The organism is Pantoea dispersa, from assembly GCF_014155765.1.
GTDB classification, from domain to species: domain Bacteria; phylum Pseudomonadota; class Gammaproteobacteria; order Enterobacterales; family Enterobacteriaceae; genus Pantoea; species Pantoea dispersa.
Genome location: NZ_SCKT01000006.1, coordinates 97,217 through 120,385, shown reverse-complemented (window position 1 = coordinate 120,385; position 23,169 = coordinate 97,217). Strand labels below are relative to the sequence as shown.

Annotated in this window: 23 protein-coding genes; 8 read left to right on the top strand and 15 right to left on the bottom strand. The window is 56.1% G+C overall.

The annotated features are described in order from the left end of the window. Window positions 1-3 precede the first annotated feature (3 nt). A complete protein-coding gene (locus H7K56_RS23420) occupies window positions 4-528 on the bottom strand; it encodes a hypothetical protein (RefSeq protein ID WP_249042712.1) in 525 nt (174 codons plus the stop codon). Between the two features lie 132 nt (window positions 529-660). On the opposite strand from H7K56_RS23420, the gene H7K56_RS16990 reads away from it, so the two are divergent. Then, a complete protein-coding gene (locus H7K56_RS16990) occupies window positions 661-900 on the top strand; it encodes a hypothetical protein (RefSeq protein WP_136546466.1) in 240 nt (79 codons plus the stop codon). Window positions 901-994: 94 nt separating this feature from the next. Here the strand turns inward: H7K56_RS16990 and murP are convergent, their stop codons facing one another. The 5 genes from murP to gltP form a co-directional block, all read right to left on the bottom strand. Then, window positions 995-2,434 carry a PTS N-acetylmuramic acid transporter subunit IIBC gene (murP, locus tag H7K56_RS16985; protein ID WP_150059277.1) on the bottom strand — a complete coding sequence of 480 codons (1,440 nt, stop codon included), beginning with the start codon at window positions 2,432-2,434 and terminating at the stop codon, window positions 995-997. Next, window positions 2,434-3,345: an N-acetylmuramic acid 6-phosphate etherase gene (murQ, locus tag H7K56_RS16980; protein WP_150360488.1), complete on the bottom strand. Its 912-nt coding sequence runs from the start codon at window positions 3,343-3,345 to the stop codon at window positions 2,434-2,436. The genes murP and murQ overlap by 1 nt, the downstream gene beginning before the upstream one ends. 146 nt (window positions 3,346-3,491) lie before the next feature. Further along, on the bottom strand, window positions 3,492-3,896 hold the full coding sequence (locus H7K56_RS16975) for a type II toxin-antitoxin system HicB family antitoxin (RefSeq protein ID WP_058757543.1): 405 nt from the start codon (window positions 3,894-3,896) through the stop codon (window positions 3,492-3,494). A gap of 118 nt (window positions 3,897-4,014) precedes the next feature. Continuing rightward, a complete protein-coding gene (locus H7K56_RS16970; RefSeq protein ID WP_306460749.1) occupies window positions 4,015-4,194 on the bottom strand; it encodes a type II toxin-antitoxin system HicA family toxin in 180 nt (59 codons plus the stop codon). Window positions 4,195-4,366: 172 nt separating this feature from the next. Beyond that, complete coding sequence (gene gltP / locus H7K56_RS16965; RefSeq protein WP_021507820.1) at window positions 4,367-5,668, bottom strand: glutamate/aspartate:proton symporter GltP; 1,302 nt, start codon at window positions 5,666-5,668, stop codon at window positions 4,367-4,369. A 580-nt stretch (window positions 5,669-6,248) separates the two neighbouring features. Between gltP and acs the strand changes: the two genes are divergently transcribed. The 3 genes from acs (at window position 6,249) to H7K56_RS16950 (ending at window position 10,356) form a co-directional block, all read left to right on the top strand. Continuing rightward, on the top strand, window positions 6,249-8,204 hold the full coding sequence (acs, locus tag H7K56_RS16960; RefSeq protein WP_150360489.1) for an acetate--CoA ligase: 1,956 nt from the start codon (window positions 6,249-6,251) through the stop codon (window positions 8,202-8,204). 173 nt (window positions 8,205-8,377) lie between these two features. Further along, window positions 8,378-8,707 (top strand): DUF485 domain-containing protein, encoded by a 330-nt coding sequence (locus H7K56_RS16955; RefSeq protein ID WP_021313201.1) that lies wholly within the window; start codon window positions 8,378-8,380, stop codon window positions 8,705-8,707. After that, window positions 8,704-10,356, top strand: a complete 1,653-nt coding sequence (locus H7K56_RS16950; protein ID WP_021507822.1) for a cation acetate symporter — start codon at window positions 8,704-8,706, stop codon at window positions 10,354-10,356. The genes H7K56_RS16955 and H7K56_RS16950 overlap by 4 nt, the downstream gene beginning before the upstream one ends. Window positions 10,357-10,513: 157 nt before the next feature. Here the strand turns inward: H7K56_RS16950 and H7K56_RS16945 are convergent, their stop codons facing one another. From H7K56_RS16945 to H7K56_RS16935, 3 genes are all read right to left on the bottom strand, one after another. After that, window positions 10,514-11,059 (bottom strand): YfaZ family outer membrane protein, encoded by a 546-nt coding sequence (locus H7K56_RS16945; RefSeq protein WP_031279754.1) that lies wholly within the window; start codon window positions 11,057-11,059, stop codon window positions 10,514-10,516. A gap of 163 nt (window positions 11,060-11,222) precedes the next feature. Continuing rightward, window positions 11,223-11,918, bottom strand: coding sequence for an LrgB family protein (locus H7K56_RS16940; protein ID WP_021507825.1), 696 nt, complete (start codon window positions 11,916-11,918; stop codon window positions 11,223-11,225). After that, window positions 11,911-12,336 (bottom strand): CidA/LrgA family protein, encoded by a 426-nt coding sequence (locus H7K56_RS16935; RefSeq protein WP_150360490.1) that lies wholly within the window; start codon window positions 12,334-12,336, stop codon window positions 11,911-11,913. Before H7K56_RS16935 ends, H7K56_RS16940 begins: the two co-directional genes overlap by 8 nt. A gap of 102 nt (window positions 12,337-12,438) precedes the next feature. Between H7K56_RS16935 and H7K56_RS16930 the strand changes: the two genes are divergently transcribed. Continuing rightward, window positions 12,439-13,341, top strand: coding sequence for a LysR family transcriptional regulator (locus H7K56_RS16930; protein ID WP_021507827.1), 903 nt, complete (start codon window positions 12,439-12,441; stop codon window positions 13,339-13,341). Window positions 13,342-13,401: 60 nt separating this feature from the next. On the opposite strand, the gene H7K56_RS16925 is transcribed toward H7K56_RS16930, so the two are convergent. From H7K56_RS16925 to soxR, 4 genes are all read right to left on the bottom strand, one after another. Beyond that, window positions 13,402-15,051 carry a Na+/H+ antiporter gene (locus tag H7K56_RS16925; RefSeq protein ID WP_021507828.1) on the bottom strand — a complete coding sequence of 550 codons (1,650 nt, stop codon included), beginning with the start codon at window positions 15,049-15,051 and terminating at the stop codon, window positions 13,402-13,404. A 136-nt stretch (window positions 15,052-15,187) separates the two neighbouring features. Then, window positions 15,188-16,537 (bottom strand): NCS2 family permease, encoded by a 1,350-nt coding sequence (locus tag H7K56_RS16920; protein WP_058757550.1) that lies wholly within the window; start codon window positions 16,535-16,537, stop codon window positions 15,188-15,190. 356 nt (window positions 16,538-16,893) lie between these two features. Beyond that, on the bottom strand, window positions 16,894-17,562 hold the full coding sequence (locus tag H7K56_RS16915) for a glutathione S-transferase family protein (RefSeq protein WP_021507831.1): 669 nt from the start codon (window positions 17,560-17,562) through the stop codon (window positions 16,894-16,896). Between the two features lie 43 nt (window positions 17,563-17,605). Continuing rightward, on the bottom strand, window positions 17,606-18,082 hold the full coding sequence (gene soxR, locus H7K56_RS16910) for a redox-sensitive transcriptional activator SoxR (RefSeq protein ID WP_021507832.1): 477 nt from the start codon (window positions 18,080-18,082) through the stop codon (window positions 17,606-17,608). A gap of 99 nt (window positions 18,083-18,181) precedes the next feature. On the opposite strand from soxR, the gene soxS reads away from it, so the two are divergent. After that, on the top strand, window positions 18,182-18,610 hold the full coding sequence (gene soxS, locus H7K56_RS16905) for a superoxide response transcriptional regulator SoxS (protein ID WP_058757551.1): 429 nt from the start codon (window positions 18,182-18,184) through the stop codon (window positions 18,608-18,610). Between the two features lie 244 nt (window positions 18,611-18,854). Beyond that, complete coding sequence (locus tag H7K56_RS16900; protein ID WP_010618515.1) at window positions 18,855-19,136, top strand: YjcB family protein; 282 nt, start codon at window positions 18,855-18,857, stop codon at window positions 19,134-19,136. A 54-nt stretch (window positions 19,137-19,190) separates the two neighbouring features. Here the strand turns inward: H7K56_RS16900 and H7K56_RS16895 are convergent, their stop codons facing one another. After that, complete coding sequence (locus tag H7K56_RS16895) at window positions 19,191-20,141, bottom strand: ATP-grasp fold amidoligase family protein (protein WP_031279756.1); 951 nt, start codon at window positions 20,139-20,141, stop codon at window positions 19,191-19,193. An 8-nt stretch (window positions 20,142-20,149) separates the two neighbouring features. Further along, window positions 20,150-21,406 (bottom strand): oligosaccharide flippase family protein, encoded by a 1,257-nt coding sequence (locus H7K56_RS16890; protein ID WP_150360491.1) that lies wholly within the window; start codon window positions 21,404-21,406, stop codon window positions 20,150-20,152. A 527-nt stretch (window positions 21,407-21,933) separates the two neighbouring features. Between H7K56_RS16890 and H7K56_RS16885 the strand changes: the two genes are divergently transcribed. Continuing rightward, the gene (locus H7K56_RS16885) at window positions 21,934-22,329 is read left to right on the top strand and encodes a transposase (RefSeq protein WP_031279757.1); all 396 of its coding nucleotides are present in this window, start codon (window positions 21,934-21,936) and stop codon (window positions 22,327-22,329) included. Window positions 22,330-23,169: the final 840 nt, after the last annotated feature.

Below are 23,169 nucleotides of genomic sequence, written 5' to 3'. Positions count from 1 at the left end.
GGTCTAGGCGTTGGTGCTGGCGCTGCTGTTGGCGTTAGCCTGACCAATGCTGACATCCAGCGAACTGCCGCTGCCGCTGACGTCGGCGATACGCGCGTCGATATACTGATTGTCATTCACGTTTTGCAGATCCGGCACCACCGTGCTGGCGGTAACCGGTGCCTGCGCCACCAGGCTGGCGGAATCAAACACCTGAAAGGTGGTGTTGCCGCCGGTAGTGGGATCCGGCACGGTGATGGCGAGGTTTTGCGGACCGGGATCGAGACGTGCCTGATTGAGATATTGTGCGCCCGCCGCGATGGTCACCTGGCCGAGCGTGGTGTTGACCGCCCCGTCAATCCCCGGCTCAAACGCCTGATTACCGGTTAAGGTTGCGCTGCCGCCGTTAACAATCAGCGCGCCGCTCTGCTGGTCGTTATCGCGCGGATTATACGCGCCCAGTGTTGCCGCTTCCCCTACGCCGGGGAAATAAAACACCGCCTGCGCAGCGACGATCCCTAACGCAATGGGATTCCGGGTGAATCTCATACAACCTCCAGTAACAAGCAATCAGCGACGCTGTGAAAGCACAGCGAAAAAAAGAACAAAGGGGCAGATGGGCGAACTCTATTTTCACAAAACGAATCAAGTGGTTAATTATGGGCACAGAGGGTGCCGCTGATGCGTGAAAATCAGGAGAAAGCTGTTGCTTATATAGACTTTATGGCTGCACAGATCAAAAGCGAGCCCGGAGATATTTATCAGGATGAAATAAGAATTTCGCAGGAAATGAAAGGCTATAACCCTGGTTTAAATAAGGCTTATAGTGATAACGCATTAATATCACGTGATTTATCTTCAGCCACTCCAGTAAAGTCTGGACGGGTGATAATTCTCACGCTCAATAATAAGCAGCGCTAACGAAATACTGCAATTGTGAGCCAGCCCACAATTGTAGCAAAATCATCCATTTAATGACATCAGACCTCTTCACGGTCTGCTCGCGCAGGCTTTTCTAGCTTAAATCGACGTTTTTGGTGCCGCCCCACCAGGTAAAGACGAAGCCGCCGATCCACGCCACGATCAGCCCCACCAGATAGACCGCCATACCGGCAAAGATGCCCTGCGAAGAGGTCATCAGCGGCAGCGTCACCAGTCCTGACGGGCCAAACACCGTGTTCATGCCCACCGGCAGACCGAGCCACGCCACCAGCCCGATAAAGAAGCCGCCCAGCGCACCGCCGAAGCAGGCGGTGATAAACGGTTTAAGACGCGGCAGCGTCACGCCATAGATAAGCGGCTCACCGACGCCCAGCAGACCTGGCACGATAGCGCCTTTAATCTGGCTGCGCAGCAGCGAGTGCTTGTCGGCTTTGCACCACAGCGCCAGCGAAGCACCGACCTGACCGGCACCGGCCATGGCGAGTATCGGGAACAGCGAATTGAAACCCTGGGTTTCCATCAGCGCAAAATAGACCGGAATAAAGCCCTGATGAATGCCGAACATCACCGCGATCAGGAATAAGCCGGCCAGAATGGCACAGCCGAACGGGTTATTGTTCAGGTGGATAAACAGCCACGACATGCCTTTAAACAGCTCGCCGCCAATCGGCATGATCACCAGGAACGTCACCGCGCCGGTAATTACTAGCGTCAGCAGCGAGGTGAGGATCATATCGAGATTATCCGGGATAATTTTGCGCAGCTGTTTCTCCAGCCAGGCACCAAATATCGCCGCCAGCAGCACGCCAATAATATTGCCGCGCGGATCGATGGTCAGGCCAAAGAAATCCTGCATGCCGCTGTAATAGCCGACGGTCGCGTTCGGGACATAACCCAGCACAAACAGCGAGGCGATGATCGCACCGTTCACGCCGGTGCCGCCAAACGCTTTCTGCGCGTTATAGCCGATTAAGATGCTGAGGAAGGTGAACAACCCTTTGCCGAACACCTTCATATAAGCCACGGTGTCCAGCAGCCAGCGGGCGTGTTCCCCGGGCTGATTAAGATGGCACACCTGCTCAATCAGCGTGGCAAACCCCAGCAGTAATCCGGCACCGATAAAGCCCGGGATCAGCGGGGTAAAAATGGTGGCAAAGCAGGAGAGAAAACGGTGCAGTGCGCTGGTTTGCTTCGCTTTCATCTGCTGCTTCTGCGCGCTGGCGATGCTGTGCAGATCGCCCGGCGCCTCTGGCGTAGCGCTGTTCAGCATCGCCTGCATTTTTTCCGCTGCGGTTTGCGCTTTGCCAGGACCGAGCACAATCTGCAACTGGGCATCGCTGTCAATCACACCCAGCACGCCGGGCAGCGTTTTCAGCCGGGCGCTGTCGACCCGCGCGGCATCGGCCAGCGTCAGACGCAGACGCGTCATGCAGTTACCGCAGTGCACGACGTTGCCTGCGCCGCCGACCGCCTGCAGGATATCGCGTAATAAGCTTTCAGTAATCGCCGCCATCATTGCGCCCCTGCGTGGTGTAAAGCCTGGCGGATAAAGCCGTGGTTCTGCGTCAGCAGCGCCTGCGCGTCATCGGCGCTCAGGTCTGCCAGTATCATCACAATGGCGGTTTTACAGTGGCCGCCGCACGCTGCCAGCGCCTGCTGCGCGCGGGCATCGTCACATTCGGTGGCCTGCTTAACGATGTTGATTTGCCGCTGCACCAGTTTCTGATTGGTGGCTTCTACGTCGACCATCAGGTTGCCGTACACTTTGCCGCTGCGGATCATGGCGCCGGTGGTCAGCATATTGAGCACCAGCTTCTGCGCGGTGCCGGCTTTCATGCGTGACGAGCCGGTGACCACTTCCGGGCCTACCACCGGCGTCAGGGCGACGTCCGCCGCCTGCGACATGGCGCCGTTGGGATTACAGGTCAGCGCGGCGGTGAAGGCGCCCTGCTGCTTCGCCCAGGCCAGCGCACCGAGCACATAAGGTGTGCGGCCGCTGGCAGCAATGCCGACCAGCACATCGCGCGCCGAAAAGTCGATATCTTTTAAATCCTGCGCGCCCTGCTCGCGGTTGTCCTCGGCGTTTTCCACCGCCTGTAAAATCGCGGTATGGCCGCCGGCGATCAGCCCGACCACCTGACTGCGCGGCGTGCCGAACGTGGGCGGGCATTCGCTGGCATCGAGAATACCGAGCCGGCCGGAGGTCCCGGCACCGCAGTAAATCAGACGTCCGCCCTGGCTGAATGCCGCCGTGATGGCATCCACCACCTCAGCAATCTGCGGCACGATAGCTTCCACCGCCAGCGCCACTTTTTTGTCTTCATCGTTAATGACGCGCAGCATCGCTTCCGTGTTCAGCTCGTCAATGTTCTGGCTCGCCGGGTTGCGGCCCTCGGTGATCATCTGGCTCAGATCAATGTTCATGTTCGCTCCCTTAAGGAATAATTTATTCTTGAAACTATATATCATATAGAATTGTTAATTCCTCCTGCTCAGGTCAATTTTTTTACCTTTTGCGGCAGCGGACATAAAAAAACCCGCCAGAAGGCGGGTTGGATTAAGAAGAAGCACTAGATGTTTGCCAGTTCTCTGCGTGCCAGCGCGGCGAGAAAGCCGCTACGGGAGCCGTATTCGCGGTGTGCTTCTACGTGGCTATCGATTTTGGTCAGTAAGTTTTGCGGCAGGGTGATGTTCAGCTTCACCGCTTTACCTTCGTAACGACTGAGATCAATCTCAACGAAAGCCCAGTAACCTCCCTGGCACTCTTCATCATTAATATGGGTTTCAACGCTGGCTGCTTTTGGAATGGCCTTGCCTGCGTCCGCTAACGATTCCACATGCGCATCGATTGCACCAAATGCATCGCTCAACGCCTCGTCAACGGTGTTGCCCGCAAAAAAACATCCCTGCACGTCGGGTACGAAACCTGACCAGCTGCCGTTTTCTGTTTTGTGCAAATAAACGGGGAATCTCATGGTGAGTCCTTATGTAAATTGCCTTCTTGATTATCTACTGCGGACATGAAAAGCATTGCAATGCCTGCTGCACCTGACATTGCTAATTGTTCCAAATCGGGGGCAAAGCCCCCGTATATCAGTCCATCATTTTCAATAGCTTACGTAATGTTCCGGTTGCCAGGTCTTTTTCAGGATGAGGAAGCGAGATGTGATATGGCTTATCTGCACGGACAAACACATGATGGCTTCCTTTAACACGATCCAGAATCCACCCTCGTTCAAGCAACATCCTAATCAGCTCCCTGCTGCTCAACACAACCTCCTGATGTCATCGTGAATATTATATACCCACCATAACCACCGATTCAATTTTAGTGGTTATGGTGGGTATAAATTTAAACTTTCTTCAGCCGCTCACCACGACAGGACTTGTCTGCAAAATATAAAAAAACCCGCCAGAAGGCGGGTTCAGTCAGAGAGCGTGTCGCTTAGCTGGCATTTTGCGTGCGCAGCTGCAGCTCGTAGGCGGCGGCCTGTTTGGTATCAAACTGGTTTTCCCAGCGGGCAATAACCAGCACCGCCAGCGCGTTACCGATGACGTTGAGCGCGGTGCGCGCCATGTCCATGATACGGTCGACGCCGGCGATAAACGCCAGACCTTCCAGCGGAATACCAACGCTGCCCAGCGTGGCCAGCAGCACCACAAACGAGACGCCCGGCACACCTGCGATGCCTTTCGACGTCACCATCAGGGTCAGCACCAGAATGATTTCATCGGTCAGCGACAGGTCAATGCCGTACAGCTGGGCGATAAAGATCGCCGCAATGCTCTGATACAGCGTTGAACCATCCAGATTGAACGAATAGCCGGTTGGCACCACGAAACTGGTGATCGCCTTCGGCGCGCCGTAGGCTTCCATCTTCTGCATGATGCGCGGCAGCACGGTCTCTGAGCTGGAGGTGGAATACGCCAGAATCAGCTCATCTTTCAGAATGCGCATCAGGGTCGTAATACGCAGCTTGCAGAAGCGCGCCACCGCACCCAGCACCACGAACGCAAAGAACAGAATCGCCACGTACACCAGCAGCACCAGCTTGGCCAGCGGGTAGAGCGAGGCAAAACCGAAGTTAGCAATGGTGACGGCAATCAGCGCAAACACCCCGACCGGCGCATAGCGCATGATCATGTGCGTCACTTTAAACATGGTTTCGGAAATGGAACGGAATACGGTCACCAGCGGATCGCGATGCTCCGATGGCAGCGCAGACAGTCCCATGCCAAACAGTACCGAGAAGAAGATAATCGGCAGCATGTCGCCTTTGACCAGCGAGGCAAAAATATTCTGCGGGATCAGCGACAGAATGGTGGTCACCAGGCCATGTGGCGCTCCCTGCACCGCTTCCGTTGTGGCTTCGTATTTAGAGATGTCCACCGTTGCCAGCGTTGACATATCAATGCCGCTGCCGGGTTGGAATACGTTGGCCAGCGTTATGCCGACCACAATGGCAATGGTGGTAATCACTTCAAAATAAATGATGGTTTTCACACCAATCCGCCCGAGCTTTTTCGCATCACCCACGCCGGCGATGCCGACAATCAGTGAGGAAATAACAATCGGCACCACAATCATCTTGATCAGATGAATAAAGATGTCGCCGGCAGGAGTGAGAATGTTAGTGATTAACCATTCACGATCGTCTGGCTGATTATGCAGCACGGTTCCGACGATAACGCCGAGAATCAGGGCAATCAGAATCTGCCACGCGAGGGTGAGTTTAAAACCTTTCATAACGCGTTATTTCCTCAGTTAAAACCCCTTTGCTCTGCTGCGAAGGTGCAGAAGACATTACACACAGGGAAGTGAGCAAAAGCCCGATAAAATAGAGGGTTATAATGGACTGCATCGGTTACCGCTGCGCCGGCATTATGCGCCCGCGCGATGATGCAGCCTGAGTTGATACCTGCTGAACAGGGCCGAGATAAGTACCATTTTCACTACGGTAAATGCAACCCCTGGGGCGATAGCTTAAATCCTGCACAGCCAGGCAGCATAAAATGCTACTGACATGCGCCTGTCATAACTCGCTGTTATGAAAAGTGTTAATTCGATAATTTTCCGCATAGCTATTCAGGATTGCTGAAAAAACGTGCCGGTCTGTTTGCTGCTTATTTAACCGGCTGGTTCATAATTTTATTGATCCAGCCAGTGGTTTTGCCTCATTTCCTGCGCCGGTAAACAGATTGAATTGGGTGACTTTTCAGCCTTACACAAGGTCGTGATCCAGACTGCAAAACAGAAACAAAGCCCGGCCTCACTCTTCAATTAACCTTTGATTGACATATGATTAACATCTTCAAGGAGGTCAGCCATGAGCCAAATACACAAGCATCCCGTACCCGCTGCCATTGCAGCGAATGCCCTGATAAATGCCGATCAGTATGCGGCGCTGTATCAACAGTCGGTTGACGATCCTGAGGCCTTTTGGGGCGAACAGGGCAAAATCCTCGACTGGATGACGCCCTACAGCAAAGTGAAAAATACCTCGTTTGCCCCCGGCAATATTTCGATTCGCTGGTATGAAGATGGCGCGCTGAACCTTGCCGCCAACTGTCTCGATCGCCACCTGGCTACGCGCGGCGATCACCCGGCGATTATCTGGGAAGGCGATGACGCCAGCGAAAGCAAAACCCTGACCTTCCGTGAACTGCACGCCGACGTCTGCCGCTTTGCCAACGTGCTGACCGGCCTTGGCGTGAAGAAAGGCGATGTGGTGGCGATTTACATGCCGATGGTGCCGGAAGCCGCGGTCGCCATGCTGGCCTGCGCGCGCATCGGCGCCGTGCACTCGGTCATTTTTGGCGGTTTCTCACCTGAAGCGGTGGCCGGACGCGTAGTGGATTCCAGTGCAAAACTGGTGATTACCGCTGACGAAGGCGTGCGTGCCGGACGCAGCATTCCGCTGAAGAAAAACGTGGATGATGCGCTGAACAATCCAAACGTCACCAGCGTGAAAAACGTGGTGGTGTTCCAGCGCACCGGCAAAGAGACCGGCTGGCACGAAGGCCGCGATCTGTGGTGGCATGAACTGATGGCGAAAGCCAGCGATCAGCATCAGCCGGTGGCGGTCGAGGCCGAACATCCGCTGTTTATCCTTTATACCTCCGGCTCCACCGGCAAGCCGAAAGGCGTGCTGCACACCACCGGCGGTTATCTGGTGTATGCTGCCACCACCTTCAAATATGTTTTTGATTATCATGAAGATGATGTGTACTGGTGCACCGCCGACGTGGGCTGGATTACCGGGCACAGCTATCTGATCTACGGCCCGCTGGCCTGCGGGGCCACCACGCTGATGTTCGAAGGCGTACCCAACTGGCCACAGCCCAGCCGCATGGCGGAAGTGGTGGATAAACATAAGGTCACGCTGCTGTACACCGCGCCAACCGCTATCCGCGCGCTGATGGCCGAGGGTGATAAAGCGATTGCCGGCACCCAGCGCAGCAGCCTGCGCATCATGGGATCGGTCGGCGAGCCCATCAACCCGGAAGCCTGGGAGTGGTATTACAAAAAGATTGGCGACAGCCGTTGCCCGATCGTCGATACCTGGTGGCAGACCGAAACCGGCGGCTTCATGATTACGCCGCTGCCCGGTGCCAGCGAGCTGAAGGCCGGCTCGGCCACCAAACCGTTCTTTGGCGTCCAGCCGGCGCTGGTGGATAACGAAGGTAATACGCTGGACGGCGCCACCGAGGGTAACCTGGTGATCGTCGACTCATGGCCCGGCCAGGCACGCACGCTGTTTGGCGATCACGATCGCTTCGAGCAAACCTACTTCTCGACGTTTAAAAATCGCTATTTCAGTGGCGACGGCGCGCGCCGTGACGAAGATGGCTATTACTGGATCACCGGCCGCGTCGATGACGTGCTGAACGTCTCCGGCCACCGGCTTGGCACGGCGGAGATCGAGTCCGCGCTGGTCTCGCATCCGAAAATTGCCGAAGCCGCGGTGGTGGGGATTCCGCACAGCATCAAAGGCCAGGCGATCTATGCTTATATCACGCTGAATCACGGCGAAGAGCCGTCGCCAGAGCTGTACAGTGAGGTGCGCAACTGGGTGCGTAAAGAGATCGGCCCGATTGCCACGCCAGACGTGTTGCACTGGACCGATTCGCTGCCAAAAACCCGCTCCGGCAAAATCATGCGCCGTATTCTGCGCAAGATCGCCGCCGGCGATACCAGCAACTTTGGCGATACTTCAACGCTGGCCGATCCGGGCGTGGTGGAGAAATTGCTCGAGGAGAAACAGTCGATCACCATGCCATAACCGGCATTGACCCGGCGGAGAGTATCAGCCTGTCCCCGGCAGGCAGCTCTCCGCTCTTCCATCCTTACGCCGTATGCTTTTCACCATCGCACAACCTTTATAACTAGAATATTCAGCCAGTTAAATCACGTTGCCGTGAGTTTTCTGTCTGCCTTGCCTCTGGAGAAAATGTGATGAACGAAGCCCTGAACCAACAGGAAGCCGTCTGGCAACAAATCGAAAGCAATCCGCGTTTTCAGGAGCTGGTGCACAAACGTCAGTCGTTTGCGCTACTGCTCAGCCTCATCATGCTGGTACTGTACGTCGGCTTTATTCTGCTGATTGCTTTCGCGCCCGGCTGGCTCGGCACGCCCTTGCACGCCGGCACCAATGTGACGCGCGGCATCCCCATCGGCGTCGGCCTGATTGTGGTGTCGTTTCTGCTGACCGGCGTTTATGTCTGGCGCGCCAACGGCGAGTTTGATCGTCTGACCAAACAGATTGTCAGCGAGGTGAAATCATGAAGCGCCTGCTCTCCGCCTCGCTGGCTATCGTACCAGCCAGCGTATTTGCCGCCGATGCCATTACCGGCGCGGTGCAAAAACAGGCCACCAACTACGAAGCGATCATCATGTTCGTGGTCTTCGTGGCGGCCACGCTCGGCATTACTTACTGGGCGTCCAAACGCACCCGCTCGCGCAGCGATTACTACACTGCCGGCGGCAACATCACCGGTTTCCAGAATGGCCTGGCGATGGCCGGTGACTTTATGTCGGCCGCCTCGTTTCTCGGTATCTCCGCGCTGGTCTACACCTCCGGCTACGACGGGCTGATCTACTCGCTCGGCTTCCTCGTCGGCTGGCCCATGATTCTGTTCCTGATTGCCGAACGCCTGCGCAACCTGGGCCGCTATACCTTTGCCGATGTGGCGTCCTATCGCCTGCAGCAAAAGCCCATCCGCACCCTATCCGCCTGCGGTTCGCTGGTGGTGGTGGCGCTGTATCTGATCGCGCAGATGGTGGGTGCCGGTAAGCTGATCCAGCTGCTGTTCGGTCTCGACTACCACATCGCCGTGGTGCTGGTCGGCATTCTGATGGTGCTGTACGTGCTGTTTGGCGGCATGCTGGCCACCACCTGGGTGCAGATTATCAAAGCGGTGCTGCTGCTGTTTGGTGCCAGCTTTATGGCCATCATGGTGATGAAAGCCACCGGTTTCAGCTTTAATACGCTCTTTACCGAGGCGATGGCGGTGCACCCGAAAGGAAGCGCGATCATGCAGCCGGGCGGTCTGGTGAAAGACCCGATCTCCGCGCTGTCGCTCGGTCTGGGCCTGATGTTTGGCACCGCCGGCCTGCCGCATATTCTGATGCGTTTCTTCACCGTCGCCGATGCGCGGGAAGCACGCAAAAGCGTGTTCTGGGCCACCGGCTTTATGGGCTACTTCTACTTCCTGACCTTTATTATCGGCTTCGGCGCGATTCTGCTGGTCGGCGCTAATCCGGCCTTCAAAGACGCCAGCGGCGCGCTGATTGGCGGCACCAATATGGCGGCAGTGCATCTCTCCAATGCGGTCGGCGGCAGCCTGTTCCTCGGCTTTATTTCGGCGGTGGCCTTCGCCACCATTCTGGCAGTAGTGGCCGGACTGACGCTGGCCGGTGCTTCGGCGGTGTCGCATGACCTGTATGCCAGCGTGATCCGTAAAGGTCAGGCCACCGAGCGTGAAGAGTTACGGGTGTCGAAAATTACCGTGCTGGTGCTGGGCGTGGTGGCGATTGCGCTGGGGATTCTGTTTGAGAAACAGAACATTGCCTTCATGGTCGGCCTGGCGTTCTCGATTGCCGCCAGCTGTAACTTCCCGATTATTTTGCTGTCGATGTACTGGTCAAAGCTGACCACGCGCGGCGCCATGGTGGGAGGCTGGCTGGGCCTGCTGACGGCGGTGGTGCTGATGATTCTCGGCCCGACCATTTGGGTGCAGGTACTGGGACACGCAACGCCAGTCTATCCGTATGAGTATCCGGCGCTGTTCTCGATGCTGGTCGCGTTTGTCGGCACCTGGCTGTTTTCCATTACCGATCATTCCCAGCAGGGAGCGCTGGAGCGGGCGAAATTCCGCGGGCAGTTTATCCGTTCACAGACGGGCGTCGGGATTTCGCAGGGGAAAGCGCATTAAGATTGAAGCAGTGCGGTGATTGACCAGGTCGCCATTAACACGGTGCGGTAATTGACCAGGTCGCCATGAACGTAGTGCAGTGATTGACCAGGTCGCCATAAATGGCGACCCTACGGAATTTCGTAGGGTGCGCATTCATGCGCACCTGGTACAGTCATCAGAAACGCAGCGACGCACCGACGTACGGGCCGTCGACCAGCACGTTATCTTTACGGTCGCCTTTGTTGTTCAGCTCAATGTACTGATAGCCAACGCGCAGGTTCAGCAGCGAAATCGGCGTAAAGCTCAGGCCGCCTGAGGCTTCTTTATAGCTGTCCAGACGATCGGAGAACGCTTCCGGCGCATAGTAATATTCGCCGTACAGGCCCCACATGCTGTTGAAGTTATACTGCGCACCGGCACCCAGCGCCACGGTGAAGCCATCACGGCCATCTTCCGGATGGGTGAACAGCGCTTTCGCCGTCGGTGCCACGCGGAAATCACCCACATCCAGGTTATAACCCATACCAAGGCCGTAAGTGCTGCCGTCGTGATCGCTGCGCAGCCAGTTGCCTTTCAGAAACAGACCCGGTGAAGCGGTGCCGAGGCCAAGGTTCAGGTTGGTGCTGTGCTCACCCACGTCAACACTGCCCTCAATCGCCTGCGCGCCGCCGCTCAGCAGTGCCAGACCTAAAACGCTTCCCGTAACAAGTTGCTTAAACATAACAATCCACTCCATGAAGGACACATAATTCGGCGCAAAGGGTAAACAGCGCGGCGACGTGACACAACTTTATTTGGAAAGCTTTACGTAAAAATGGGTTACAGCGGGCAGAAACTGACCGCATCCGCCAACACCCAGAGCGATGCGGGCGCAGATTTGCCCGTCAGGCATGCCACAACAGCTGTCCCAGCAGCGGGGCCAGCAGCACCGTGAGCACGCCGGAGAGCATCATTACCAGGCTGGAGACCACGCCCTCCTGCTGGCCGAGCTGATAAGCGCGTGCCGTGCCGGCACCGTGCGAGGCGGCGCCAAAGCCGGCGCCTTTCGCCACGCCCTGCTTAATCGCGATGCGTAAAAACAGCACGTCGCCCACCGCCATGCCAAACACGCCGGTAATCACCACGAACAGCGCGACCAAATCGGGCTGGCCGCCAATCGGCTGGGCCGCTGCCAGCGCAAAAGGCGTGGTGATGGAGCGCACCGCCAGGCTGCGCTGGATGCTCTCCGGTAGCGTCAGCAGCCGCGCCAGCCATACCGAACTGCACACGGCCACCAGCGTGGCGGTGATCACGCCCACGCTCAGTGACAGCCAGTGGCGGCGGATAATGTGCAGGTTTTCGTAAACCGGCACCGCAAAAGCCAGCGTCGCCGGACCCAGCAGCCACAGCAGCCAGTGGCTTTCAGCGATGTAATCCTGCCAGCTGACGTGCGTCAGCAGCAGCAGCGCCACCAGCACCAGCGGCGTTAACACCAGCGGCATCAGCAGCAGTGTGGGCCTGCGCCGGTACAGGCGTTTATTGAGGTAGTAAACCAGCAGCGTCAGCGCCAGACACAACAGGCTAATGATAAAGTCAGTCACGATTGCCCTGCTTACGCGCCGCGCGCGCCAGTTCGAAGCGGTATAAGCGATCGACCACCAGCGAGGTGGCCGCCAGCACCATCAGCGTACTGACGGCGATCACCACACAGATGCGCCAGCCTTCACTGCGCAGCAGGTCGCTGTAATTCACCACCGCCATCACCGCCGGAATAAAAAACAGCAGCATTTCGGCCAGCAGCCAGTTGGCTCCGGCTTTAACCCAGCGCAGCGGCACGATACCGCTGACGATCAACAGTAACAGCAACACCATACCCACGACGTTGGCCGGTAACGGCAGATGCAGCCAGCTCACCAGCTGACCACTGGCAACGAACAGGGCGATATACAGCACCAGCTGCAGCGGCACCGTGACGCGTTGCAGGATATCCGTGGTGCGCGGACGAAGCGCGGACGCCATTTCTCTCTTCCCCTCAAAAATTCAGGGTTGCAGTATAAATCCGCGCCAGAGTGTGAAAGAAATGAATTAAAATTATTCAAACTATGCCAAAAAGGAATGTTTATGGACGTGCGTGCCCTGCGTTACTTCACCGAAGTGGTGCGTCAGCAGAGCTTTACCCGCGCGGCGGAGAAGCTGTTCGTGACGCAACCCACCATCAGCAAAATGCTGCGCCAGCTGGAAGAAGAGCTGGGCTGTACGCTGCTGCTGCGCGAGGGACGCAAGCTGCATCTCACCGACAGCGGCCAGGCGGTATATCAGCGCGGCCTGGCGATTTTGCAGGAGTTTCATCAGCTGGAGGCGCAAATCAGTGACATCAACCAGCTGAAAACCGGTGAGCTGCGGCTGGGCATTCCGCCGATGGTCGGCATGCAGATTGCCGGATCGATCTCCGCGTTCCGCCGCCGCTATCCCGGCGTACAGCTGAAAATCTCCGAATTTGGTGGCCTGACGGTGCAGCAGGCGGTACTGAGCGGCGGGCTGGATATTGCGCTGACCGCCCTGCCGATTGATGCGGAGCTGCCGCTGAACACGCTTGAACTGATGCGCCATCCGCTGTGCGTGCTGCTGCCGCGCAGCGCGCGCTGGCTCAACCGCACCAGCCTGACGCTGGCCGAGCTGGCTCAGCATCCCCTGCTGATCCTCAACGAAGAGTTTTCGCTTAACCGCCAGCTGATGAAAGCGTTTCAGCGCCAGGGAGTGATGCCGGATATCGCGCTGCGTAGCGCGCAGTGGGATTTTCTTGCCGCGATGGTGCAGGCGGATATGGGGCTGGCGATCCTGCCGGAGCCGATCTGCCAGCGGCTGGATAAACAGGCCTTGCTGTGGCTGCCGCTGGAGTCGGAGCTGCAGTGGCGTCTGGGGCTAATCTGGCGCGAAGGCAGTTATCTGTCGCGCAGCGCGCAGGCGTGGATTGCCTGCTGCCGCGAACACTGGCCGGATAACGCGCCACGGCTATCGCTGTAGCAAAGCGGCCGCCCTGTCTGTCAGGCGGCCGCGGGATCGGAGAGCAGCAAAACGCGGCGGCTATTCCTCTTTCTCTATCAGCAACGCTTCCAGCAGGTCGAGATCGCGCAGCAGGCGCTGCATAGTCTCGTTGGAGATCTGCTGGGTGGCGCGCAGATGATAAACCTCGGCACGCTCGGCGCGCAGCGCGGTCAGACGGAAACGGCGCTCCAGATTTTCCGCAAACAGCGCCTGCTCCATATCATCTTTGCCATCGACGCGACGACGCAGATTACCAATCACCCGCAGGCTGACCTCTTTCAGCAGCTCAGGATCGATGTTCTCTTCAGCGTCGTTTTCCAGCCGCTGCTCCATTTTGTGCAGGCTTTCGATCGCCACGCCGGCCATCGCAGCACGCGCGCTCTGGATTTCGCGACGGTGCCCCACTTTGTCGTGGCTCTCCATGCCGCGCAGCAGAATCGGCAGCAGAATCACGCCGACAAACAGCGAGAACAGAATCACGCCGGTAGCGATAAACACCAGTTCGTAGCGCGCCGGAAAAGGTTCGCCATTGCTGAGGAACAGCGGAATCGACAGCACACCGGCCAGCGTGATAGCACCGCGCACGCCGGCAAAAGAGGCGATCAGCAGTTCACGCAGCGAGTAGCTGGAAAACTCCAGCGGCTTCTTCTTCAGCAGGCGCAGGCTGGTGCGCTTCATGATCCACAGCCAGCCGAAGCGCACGATCATCAGCGCCGCATAGACCAGCCCGACGTCAGCGAACAGCATCCACAGCTCGACGTTAGGATCGGCGTTCGCCTGAGCAATCGAGGTGGAGAGAATGTCCGGCAGCTGCAGGCCCAGCATCAGGAACACCATGCCGTTGAACACAAACTCCAGCATCTGCCATACGCTGTTGGCGCGCAGGCGCATTGCCAGCGGTGCCTGACGGATGATGCCGGAACGGGTGATGGTCATACCGGCCGCTACCGCCGCCAGAATGCCGGAGACGCCGAGGTGTTCAGCAATCAGGTAAGAGGCGAACGGCAGCAGCAGCAGCAGTACGGTTTGCGTTGCCGGGTCGTCACCGCTCCAGCGGCTGAGCAGGCGCAGCGAACGACCGTACAGCCAGCAAACGGCGACACCGGCCACCAGGCCGCCAATCGCCACTTTAAGGAATTCGACACTGGCGCCGCCCCAGGTGAACACCATGGTGCCCATCGCCACCGCGACGGCAAACTTGAGTGACACCAGGCCCGACGCGTCATTCATCAGCGCCTCGCCCTGGACAATCGACATGATCTTTTTCGGGATGCGCCCTTCGCCGACGATGCCGGAGAGCGCCACCGCATCGGTCGGTGACAGCACCGCCGCCAGCGCGAACGCCGGAATCAGCGGAATGCCCGGCACCAGCCAGTAAATCAGGTAGCCGATACCGACCACGGTAATCAGCACCAGCACCAGCGCCAGGCCGATAATTTCACGGCCGTGATGCAGAAACTCGTTGATCGGCGTTTTCCAGCCATCGGCAAACAGCAGCGGCGGAATAAACAGCACGAGGAACAGTTCGGGGTCAAAATCGACGTGCAGACCAAAGGTTGGCCAGGCCAGCAGCGCGCCGGCCGCGATCTGTACCAGCGGGAGCGGGATCTGAAACGGCAGGATACGTGCCGCAACGCCGGACAGCGAAACCACCAGCGTCATGATGAGAATAGTAAAGAAGATTTCCATGCTTTCCTTAGGCGAATCATATTAATCGAAGCGATGTTGCGTCGGAAAGTGTAAAACAAAACGCCGCCCGGCGGGGCTACCCGATGTGCGGCGTGTGCGATAAAGAGAATAATCCGGACTGACGCCCGGATTGCGGTCAGATAGCCCAGCCGCCCGCGTAGAACGCCACCAGCGCCACAGCAATCACCACCGTGCCAGCGTTGAGCTTGCGCCACTCGCCGGCAAATAGGCGGCCAATTACCAGCGCGGCAAAGCCGAGCATGATGCCGGTGACGATGTTGCAGGTCAGTACGATGAATACCGCCGTCAGCAGGCCAGACATCGCATCGACGAAATCATTGAAGTCGATTTTGGCCACGTTGCTCAGCATCAGCAGGCCGACATACATCAGCGCGGGTGCGGTGGCATAGGCCGGAACCAGATAAGCCAGCGGCGACATAAACAGAATCAGCAGGAACAACAGACCCACGACAATCGCCGTCAGGCCGGTTTTACCGCCGGCGGCAGTACCCGCAGCGGACTCGATATACACTGCGGCGGGCGAGGCACCCACCAGTCCGGCAAACAGGCTGCTGATAGAGTCGGTGGTCAGCGCGCGACCGCCATTGATAATCTGGCCCTCTTTATCCAGCAGGTTCGCCTGCCCGGCCACCGCACGAATGGTGCCGGTGGCGTCAAACACCGCGGTCATCACCAGCGCCAGCACGCTCGGTAACACCACCGGCTGCAGCGCGCCCATGATATCCAGGCTAAACATTGCCGACTGGCCGCTGGCATCACGCAGGCTCGGCATGGCAAACAGCCCCTGCCACTTTACCGCCGGGTCGAAAATCAGCCCAAGCAGCGAAATCGCAATGATGGTCAGCAGAATGCCGCCCGGTACCCGCCGTTTTTCCAGACCAAAAATCGCCGCCAGCCCGATCAGCGCCATGATCACCGGGAAAGAGGTGAAGTGACCAAGCGCCACCGGCAGGCCTGCCGCCGGGTTTTTTACCACCAGACCAATGCCATCGGCGGCAATCAGCAGCAGAAACAGGCCGATACCGACGCCGGTGCCGTGCGCCACGCCCATCGGCAGGTTACGCAGAATCCACGCGCGAATGCCGGTCACGGAAATCAGCGTGAACAGCAGCCCCATCAGGAAGACCGCGCCCAGCGCCACCGGCACGCTAATGTGCTGGCCCAGAACCAGGCTGAACGCGGTAAAGGCGGTCAGGGAGATGGCACAACCAATCGCCATCGGCAGGTTGGCCCACAGTCCCATGATGAGGGAGCCAAAGCTGGCCACCAGACAGGTGGCGACAAACACCGCCGTCGGTGAGAAGCCCGCTTTACCGAGCATGCCAGGCACCACGATGACCGAATAGACCATCGCTAAAAAGGTGGTGAGGCCAGCCAGCACTTCCTGCCGCACGCTGCTGCCGCGTGCTGAAATGTGGAACCAGGCGTCCAGTTTTCCCCTGGCCGGGCGTGATTCGCCAGACATAGTTATTCCTCTGTGTTTTTTAAGATATAGGTCACCGCGCGGCTCGCGTTTGCGCATCATCCTGGTGAAGATGTCTCAGAGAGAAAAGCAGGCAAACGATTACGTGGCCGCGTATTCCAGGTCAAAAAGGGGTGACGCGGAAAAAAGGCAAACGATTATCTGGCGTTTGGGGTGGCGTTTTCAACTGCTAATCACCTGGCAGGCAGGATAATGCGCAGCTCTGGCGCCATTATGGCTGGCGTTACGCTAGCGGGAGCAGGAAATCATGGAGGAAAAAGGCTGGCATTTCAGATGGTTTGCTGCGGTGCCGCGACAGCGCGTCGCGGCGTCCTGTTTCGTTGCGTTACCGCTGCGCCTCAGCCGTTATTGAACTGAATCGGGCCGCCCTGCTCCAGCGCGCGCTGCCACGCGGCGCGCTGCTGCATATTCTCCAGCCAGCGCGCCGTGGCGGGCATCTCACCCAGCGCGCCGCGCATCTGCAATGCCAGCAGCGGAAAACTCATCTGCACATCGGCAATGCTGAAGCGTGAACCGGCAAAAAAGCGCTGCTGGCTCAGATGCTGCTCAATCACGCGCCCGTGGAGCGCCAGCTGCTTGTTCAGCCACGCTTTCTGAATGCCTTTACTCAGCGCCACGCCGGCCGGGCGCAGCAGCCATGGCACCGGCTTTTTGCCCAGTTGCGCAAACACCAGCTTCATCACCAGCAGCGGCATCAGCGAACCTTCAGCATAGTGCAGCCAGTAGCGCGCCTGAATTTGCTCCTCTTCCTCATGCAGCGCTAGCAGATGCTCGCTGTCGTATTTCAGCTGCAGATATTCGAGGATGGCGCCCGATTCGGCGATCACCCGATTGCCATCGGTAATCACCGGCGATTTACCCAGCGGGTGCACTTTCTTTAATTCGTCCGGCGCCAGCAGGGTATTTTCCCGCTGATAGCGTTTGATTTGATACGGCACCGCCAGCTCTTCCAGCAGCCACAGCACCCGATGAGAACGGGAGTTTTCCAGATGGTGAACGGTAATCATGCGCGATTCCTTGCTGCTAAGGGTTGGCATCTAGTATAGCGGATTAACGCTGCGGCTCGTCCTGTTGCGGATCGAGCAGGACCGCTCCGGAGCCCTGCTGTCCCAGACGGTCACCCGGATTGCGCAGCGGGCAGTCGCGCATCGACAGGCAGCCGCAACCAATGCAGCCGTCAAGATCGTTGCGCAGACGCGTCAGGGTTTCGATGCGTTTATCCAGCTCTTCGCGCCAGTGCTGCGTCAGCGCGTCCCACTCCTGCGTCGACATGCGCTTATTCGCCGGCACGTGCATCAGGCTGTCGCTGACCGTCGCCAGCGGAATCCCGATGCGCTGGGCAATTTTGATGATCGCCACGCGGCGCAGCACATCACGGCTGTAGCGGCGCTGATTACCGCCATTGCGCGTGCTGCTGATCAAGCCTTTGCTTTCATAAAAGTGCAGTGCCGATACCGCCACGCCGCTGCGTTTCGCCACTTCGCCCGGCGTCAGCACCGGTTTCGGGTAATTGCGTTCTTTTTTCATTTAGGGCCTTTACCTCAAGTTAACTTGAGGAATTATACTCGCACCCCAGCAAAACAGCGAATTTCAAACCAGGCGATAACCTTGCAGAAGGAACAGGCTATGATGCAACAGGAAATCATCCATTCACTGACTAACTGGATCGATCAGAATCTGGATAAAACATTGTCGATTGATGAAGTGGCGGCAAAATCGGGTTACTCGAAATGGCACCTGCAGCGTATGTTCCGTACGGTTACGAAACAAACGCTGGGTGGTTATATTCGTGAACGCCGTCTCACGCTGGCCGCCGAAGCCTTGCGTCAGACGCAGCGTCCGGTATTCGACATTGCGATGCAGTACGGCTACGACTCGCAGCAGACGTTTTCGCGCGTGTTCCGCCGTCAGTTCTCGCAAACCCCTACCGCTTATCGTCACAGCATGCGTCGCCAGGCGATGGTGCAGCGTCCGCGTCTGGTCAACTTCGACTGCAGCGAAGGCATGAACAGCTTTGCCCAGCGCACCACCGGCGAGTGCTGCCCGGTACGCTGAAGTCAGTGCGCCCCGCGCGGGCGCGCCTTTCCCCTCCTCTTCACCTTCCTCCAGCCCTTTCTTGGCCTGCCATACCAGGTCTAAATTTTGTTCAAATTTTCAAATCCAGTGATATAATGTGACCCAAGTCACAGATTCAAGCTGTATTAAGACGACAGAAGGGCTTCCCTGACCTCCCTTTTCTGCCGCCAGTGATGTCCGATGAATGTCAGGGATATTACTGATCTCAAGAGGTTTTTCGCAGATGGCTACGTTAACTACCAGTCTGATCGTCATGCGTTGGGAACTGCTCAGCGCGGTAATGATGTTCTTCGCCAGCACCATGAAAATTAAATTGCGTCAGAACAGCCACCACGTGATGGCGCTGATGTGCGGCGGCGTGGGCGTAGCGATGTCATGCTGGTTCGTTACCGGTCTGCTCGGCATTACGCTGAGCATGGAAAACGTGCATAACTTTATGTCCATCACCAAAGAAGCGTTTATTCAGGTGATGAGCCAGACACCAGCCGACTGGCCAATGCCGTAAACGCGGCGCATAAAAAACCCCGCTAAGCGGGGTTTTTTATTTTGCTGTGTGATTTCAAATTTTCTTCAATACGGCTGGAAGTGGCACTTCCGGCACCGTGACGTCCGATCTCTGCGTATCGCGACGATCCTGAATCCACATATCACCCATCATCTGATTAAGCCCCCGATCCAACCCGGTGACCAGCCCGGCGCCTGGCGTGAACGTCAGCTCACCGAAGTAGATCTGTTCGCCATCGATATACCAGTCCACGCGCACATAATCGAAATCGCTGGCCAGCGTTTTACTCAGCGCCAGCGCGTGCTGCAGCTGTGGCAGCAGCGGTGACACATCCAGCCCGGTATCACGGATTTTGTGATACGCCTCGTTAAGATTGTTGACGTAAAAGTTCATCGACAGCAGCGGATTACAGCGGTTGTAGATCACCTGCAGCACATATTCAAAATTGCCGTCGCGCTTGTTGAACATGTGAAACTTGTAATCGATCGGCGCGGTTTTGCCATCGCCGATGTACTTCTCCACCAGAATGCGCGGCTTAATATAGCGATAGTGAATCTCGCGCGCCTCGTTGGCGAAATCGGTCTTCAGCCAGCGCTGGCAGTCGCTGATAATCTGCTGTTTTTTCAGCGCATCCGGTTCTTCCAGCAGGATCTCGACCATGTTGGAGCCGTGATTCGGCTTGATAACCGTGTTCTTCCAGCTCGGCAGCGTATGCAGTGAGTGCGGATCGCTGGTCTCATAAACCAGCGGAATCAGATACTCACTGCCCACCTTTTCGGCAATGTACTCACGCACCGAAAACTTGTCCGACAGGCGGCCATAGCACTGGTAGTCGCCGTAGACGAATTTGCGATACAGCACTTTCTCATTGAACACCTTCGGCTGACGCAGGTTCGGCAGCTTACGGAATTTGTGAAAGTAGTAGATGCGATCCTGGTAAGCCCAGGGCATCTTTTTGATGAAATACTGTACGCTTCTTCTGAGTTCGTCTTTCAACCTGATCATATCTGACCTCATTTGTAGGTTTTGTAGTTGAGTGAGGAAACCTGAATTTTTTGGATGACGCCGTTTTTGAAGAAGTAATTCATTACGGTCAGGGACAGTAACTCCGTGATGAAAACGCTCCAGGCGGCACCCATGATGCCGTAGCCCTGGATCAGCCACCACGACAGCGGCAGGCTGATGACCATCAGACAGATGATCTTCTTCAACAGATAGTTAAACCCGCCCTCTTTCACCATGTAGCGATAAGCGACGGTCCCCATTGCCGAAAAGCAGGTTGCTAACGACAGTAACGTAATGAGACTTCCGGACTGTGTGTACTCGTGACCATATAAAGCGATGATGATTTTTTCGCCGTACAAGGCGATCATCGCTAATAACAGCAATGAAACTCCCATGACATAGCCGTTCAGCCGCGCGGTGAGCTTGATCGCGGCTGCTCCACGCTCGCGGAAAATCTCCGAGAAGCAGGAAGTGATGATGGCAACCGGGATAAAAATCCAGGAAGCCGAAATGGTATTCGCGGCGGCGAACAGGCCAAGGTCGCGCGCTGAGGCGATGCCCGCGAGGAACATCTGTGCGGCTTTCACCTGCACCGAGATAAAGATGCTGGAGATGGCCAGCGGCAGGCCGGCATACATCAGGTAGCGCAGGTAGGTGGTGCGCTTGTCCTGCGGCGGCGCCAGATCCTGATGTTCGCGATAAAAATTGACGCGCTTGATGGCATACGGCACCAGCGTGACGGCCACAATCGAAGCGGTGAGCCACAGTGGATTGAGGTGCAGCCAGGCGATGGTGAAGCTCATGGCAAAGCCCAGCAGCAAGCCGGCCGAGTTAGCAATGGTATTGAGCCGCGACGCCAGCCGCGCATTGTTATAAACGCTGAACGTGTCCTGGGTGACAAACACCGACGAGATAAACGAGGCCAGTGCAAACGCAAGGAAGTTTTCCTGCATGTTGTACCAGACCCAAATCAACACCGGGATTGATGTCAGCAACAGCAGCACCAGGCGCATGGTCCGCGCCACGGTCATCAGCCGCAGGCCTTTCGGCGCACTTTTACTGATGCGCTTGAACAGGATGGTTTCGGTACCAAAAATCGCCACGGTTTGCACCATGGAGAACAGCGAGGTCGAAAATGCCATTTGGCCAAACACCGTTGGGCCAAAGGATTTTGCCACGTAGGAGGTCACAAATATGACGCCGAATACCGAGACGATCTTCTCAGACATCATCCAGGCGGCATTAGACATTACGCTCAATTTCATTGACTGGTCCTTAGTATTACGTACAGCAACTGCTTTTCGGTACAACGTCCTTGAAATGAATTAACAAGCGCTCAGTGGGCCTGACACAATTTAATAACTTCAAACCAGGCTGGTCCGAAAAATGAGACTCGCGTCAGAGTTTAGCGATTAAATTCAGGAAAATTCCGATTAAACCTGGTGCGAAGCCCGATGGATGTAAACGATTTCAACCCGAATTCAGGACAAAAGTTCACAGGCATATCCTGAGTTTTTTGCAAGCAGGCTATGCCGAATTTCCAATGATTGTCGTATTTTTCTGCATTTGGGATGGAATGAATCTATATCAAAAACCCAGCACCAGGAAGGCGTTCAATGGCATTCAGAATAAAATAAGATTTATCCCATGATGATATTTATTCTAAATAACTTAATTTAACCCTCGCAATTCTAATCGCGCACTTTAATACTGCATTAATACCGTTTTTGCAGTACCAGATATTAATACAGTAATTCTCATCCACTAATTGATAAGAAAGGTAAGAGCATTTATGAGAAAGTCACGATATAGCGAAGAGCAAATCACAAATGCCATTAAAGCTTCTGAAACGGGAGTGAAAGTCAGGGAGATTTGTGAGGAGCTGGGCATTTCCGAGGCCACCTTCTATAGCTGGAAGAAGAAGTTCTCCGGGCTTTCTTCAGAGGAGGGTCGAAAAATCAAGGAGTTGGAGGATAAACTGCAGAACCTTACGCGTGAGCTGCAGACCCTGAGCTCCGACAAGGAGATGCTGCAAAGCGTGCTGAAAAACTTCTTCACTACGAATGAAAAGCGTCAGGCGGTCAACTTCCTGCAAACCACTTTCGACATCGGTACCCGTCGCAGCTGTCGTTTACTGGATATTAGCCGTAGCGTTTATCATTACCCTTCCGGTTCCGATAATCGCTAATACCATTGAGGCCGATGTTATATGACTTAATGCTGAGATTTGTTCTTACCAGAAGAGATGAAGATCATTAAATTCGGCATTCGCTACATAACAATTCGAACCACTTTTTCCTGATGAATGCCATCACGGAATCACTTCCTTTTTTGCGGTAAAATTGATTCACACCAGCAAAAGCCTCGCGTTTCAAGCCATTTAGACTTAGCCCAATCTCATTTTGGTGAGATTGGTGCTTAGTCTATTACTTCACGATTACTAATAATCAGACCTGATCACAGACAATTCTGTTAAGCATTAATGAACAACACGGTGTAACCGCTCACACATTGGCTCAGTTTTAAACTGGATCTGGCCGCTGCGTTTATGATCGCTTTGGCGATCAGCGCTAGTCGGCTAACTCTTAAACCACACCAGGAATACTCCGGTTCAAAAACGTTATGATGTTTAAACTATAAAGCCGAAAAACGGTTATCCATGGTAAATACTGCGCTTAAATCCATCGTCATCTTTAATCTTTTTTTCTGGCAGCTGTTGGGAATCATTCTTAACAATGCCGGTAACGCTTAAGGCTAAGGTGGCTTCTCACGCTGGAATTTCAGTGCCACAGCCGGGTAAAAATCCGACTGGCGAAGAGTTTTTTACGCGCTAAACCGGCGAATTGTTGCCCGATATGCGCTTTTTTTATCCCTCCGGAACGCTAGAAGGCAGCGAGAGTCAGCCTTTTACCGTGCTGACGGCAGGGAGTTTTATAGCGGAAGAGAATGAAAACCGGGCGGCCGTAGCGCTGGTCGGTTATATAGCATGCGCGTGCCGGCCAGCATCAGGTCACTGAGGCGGGATTAT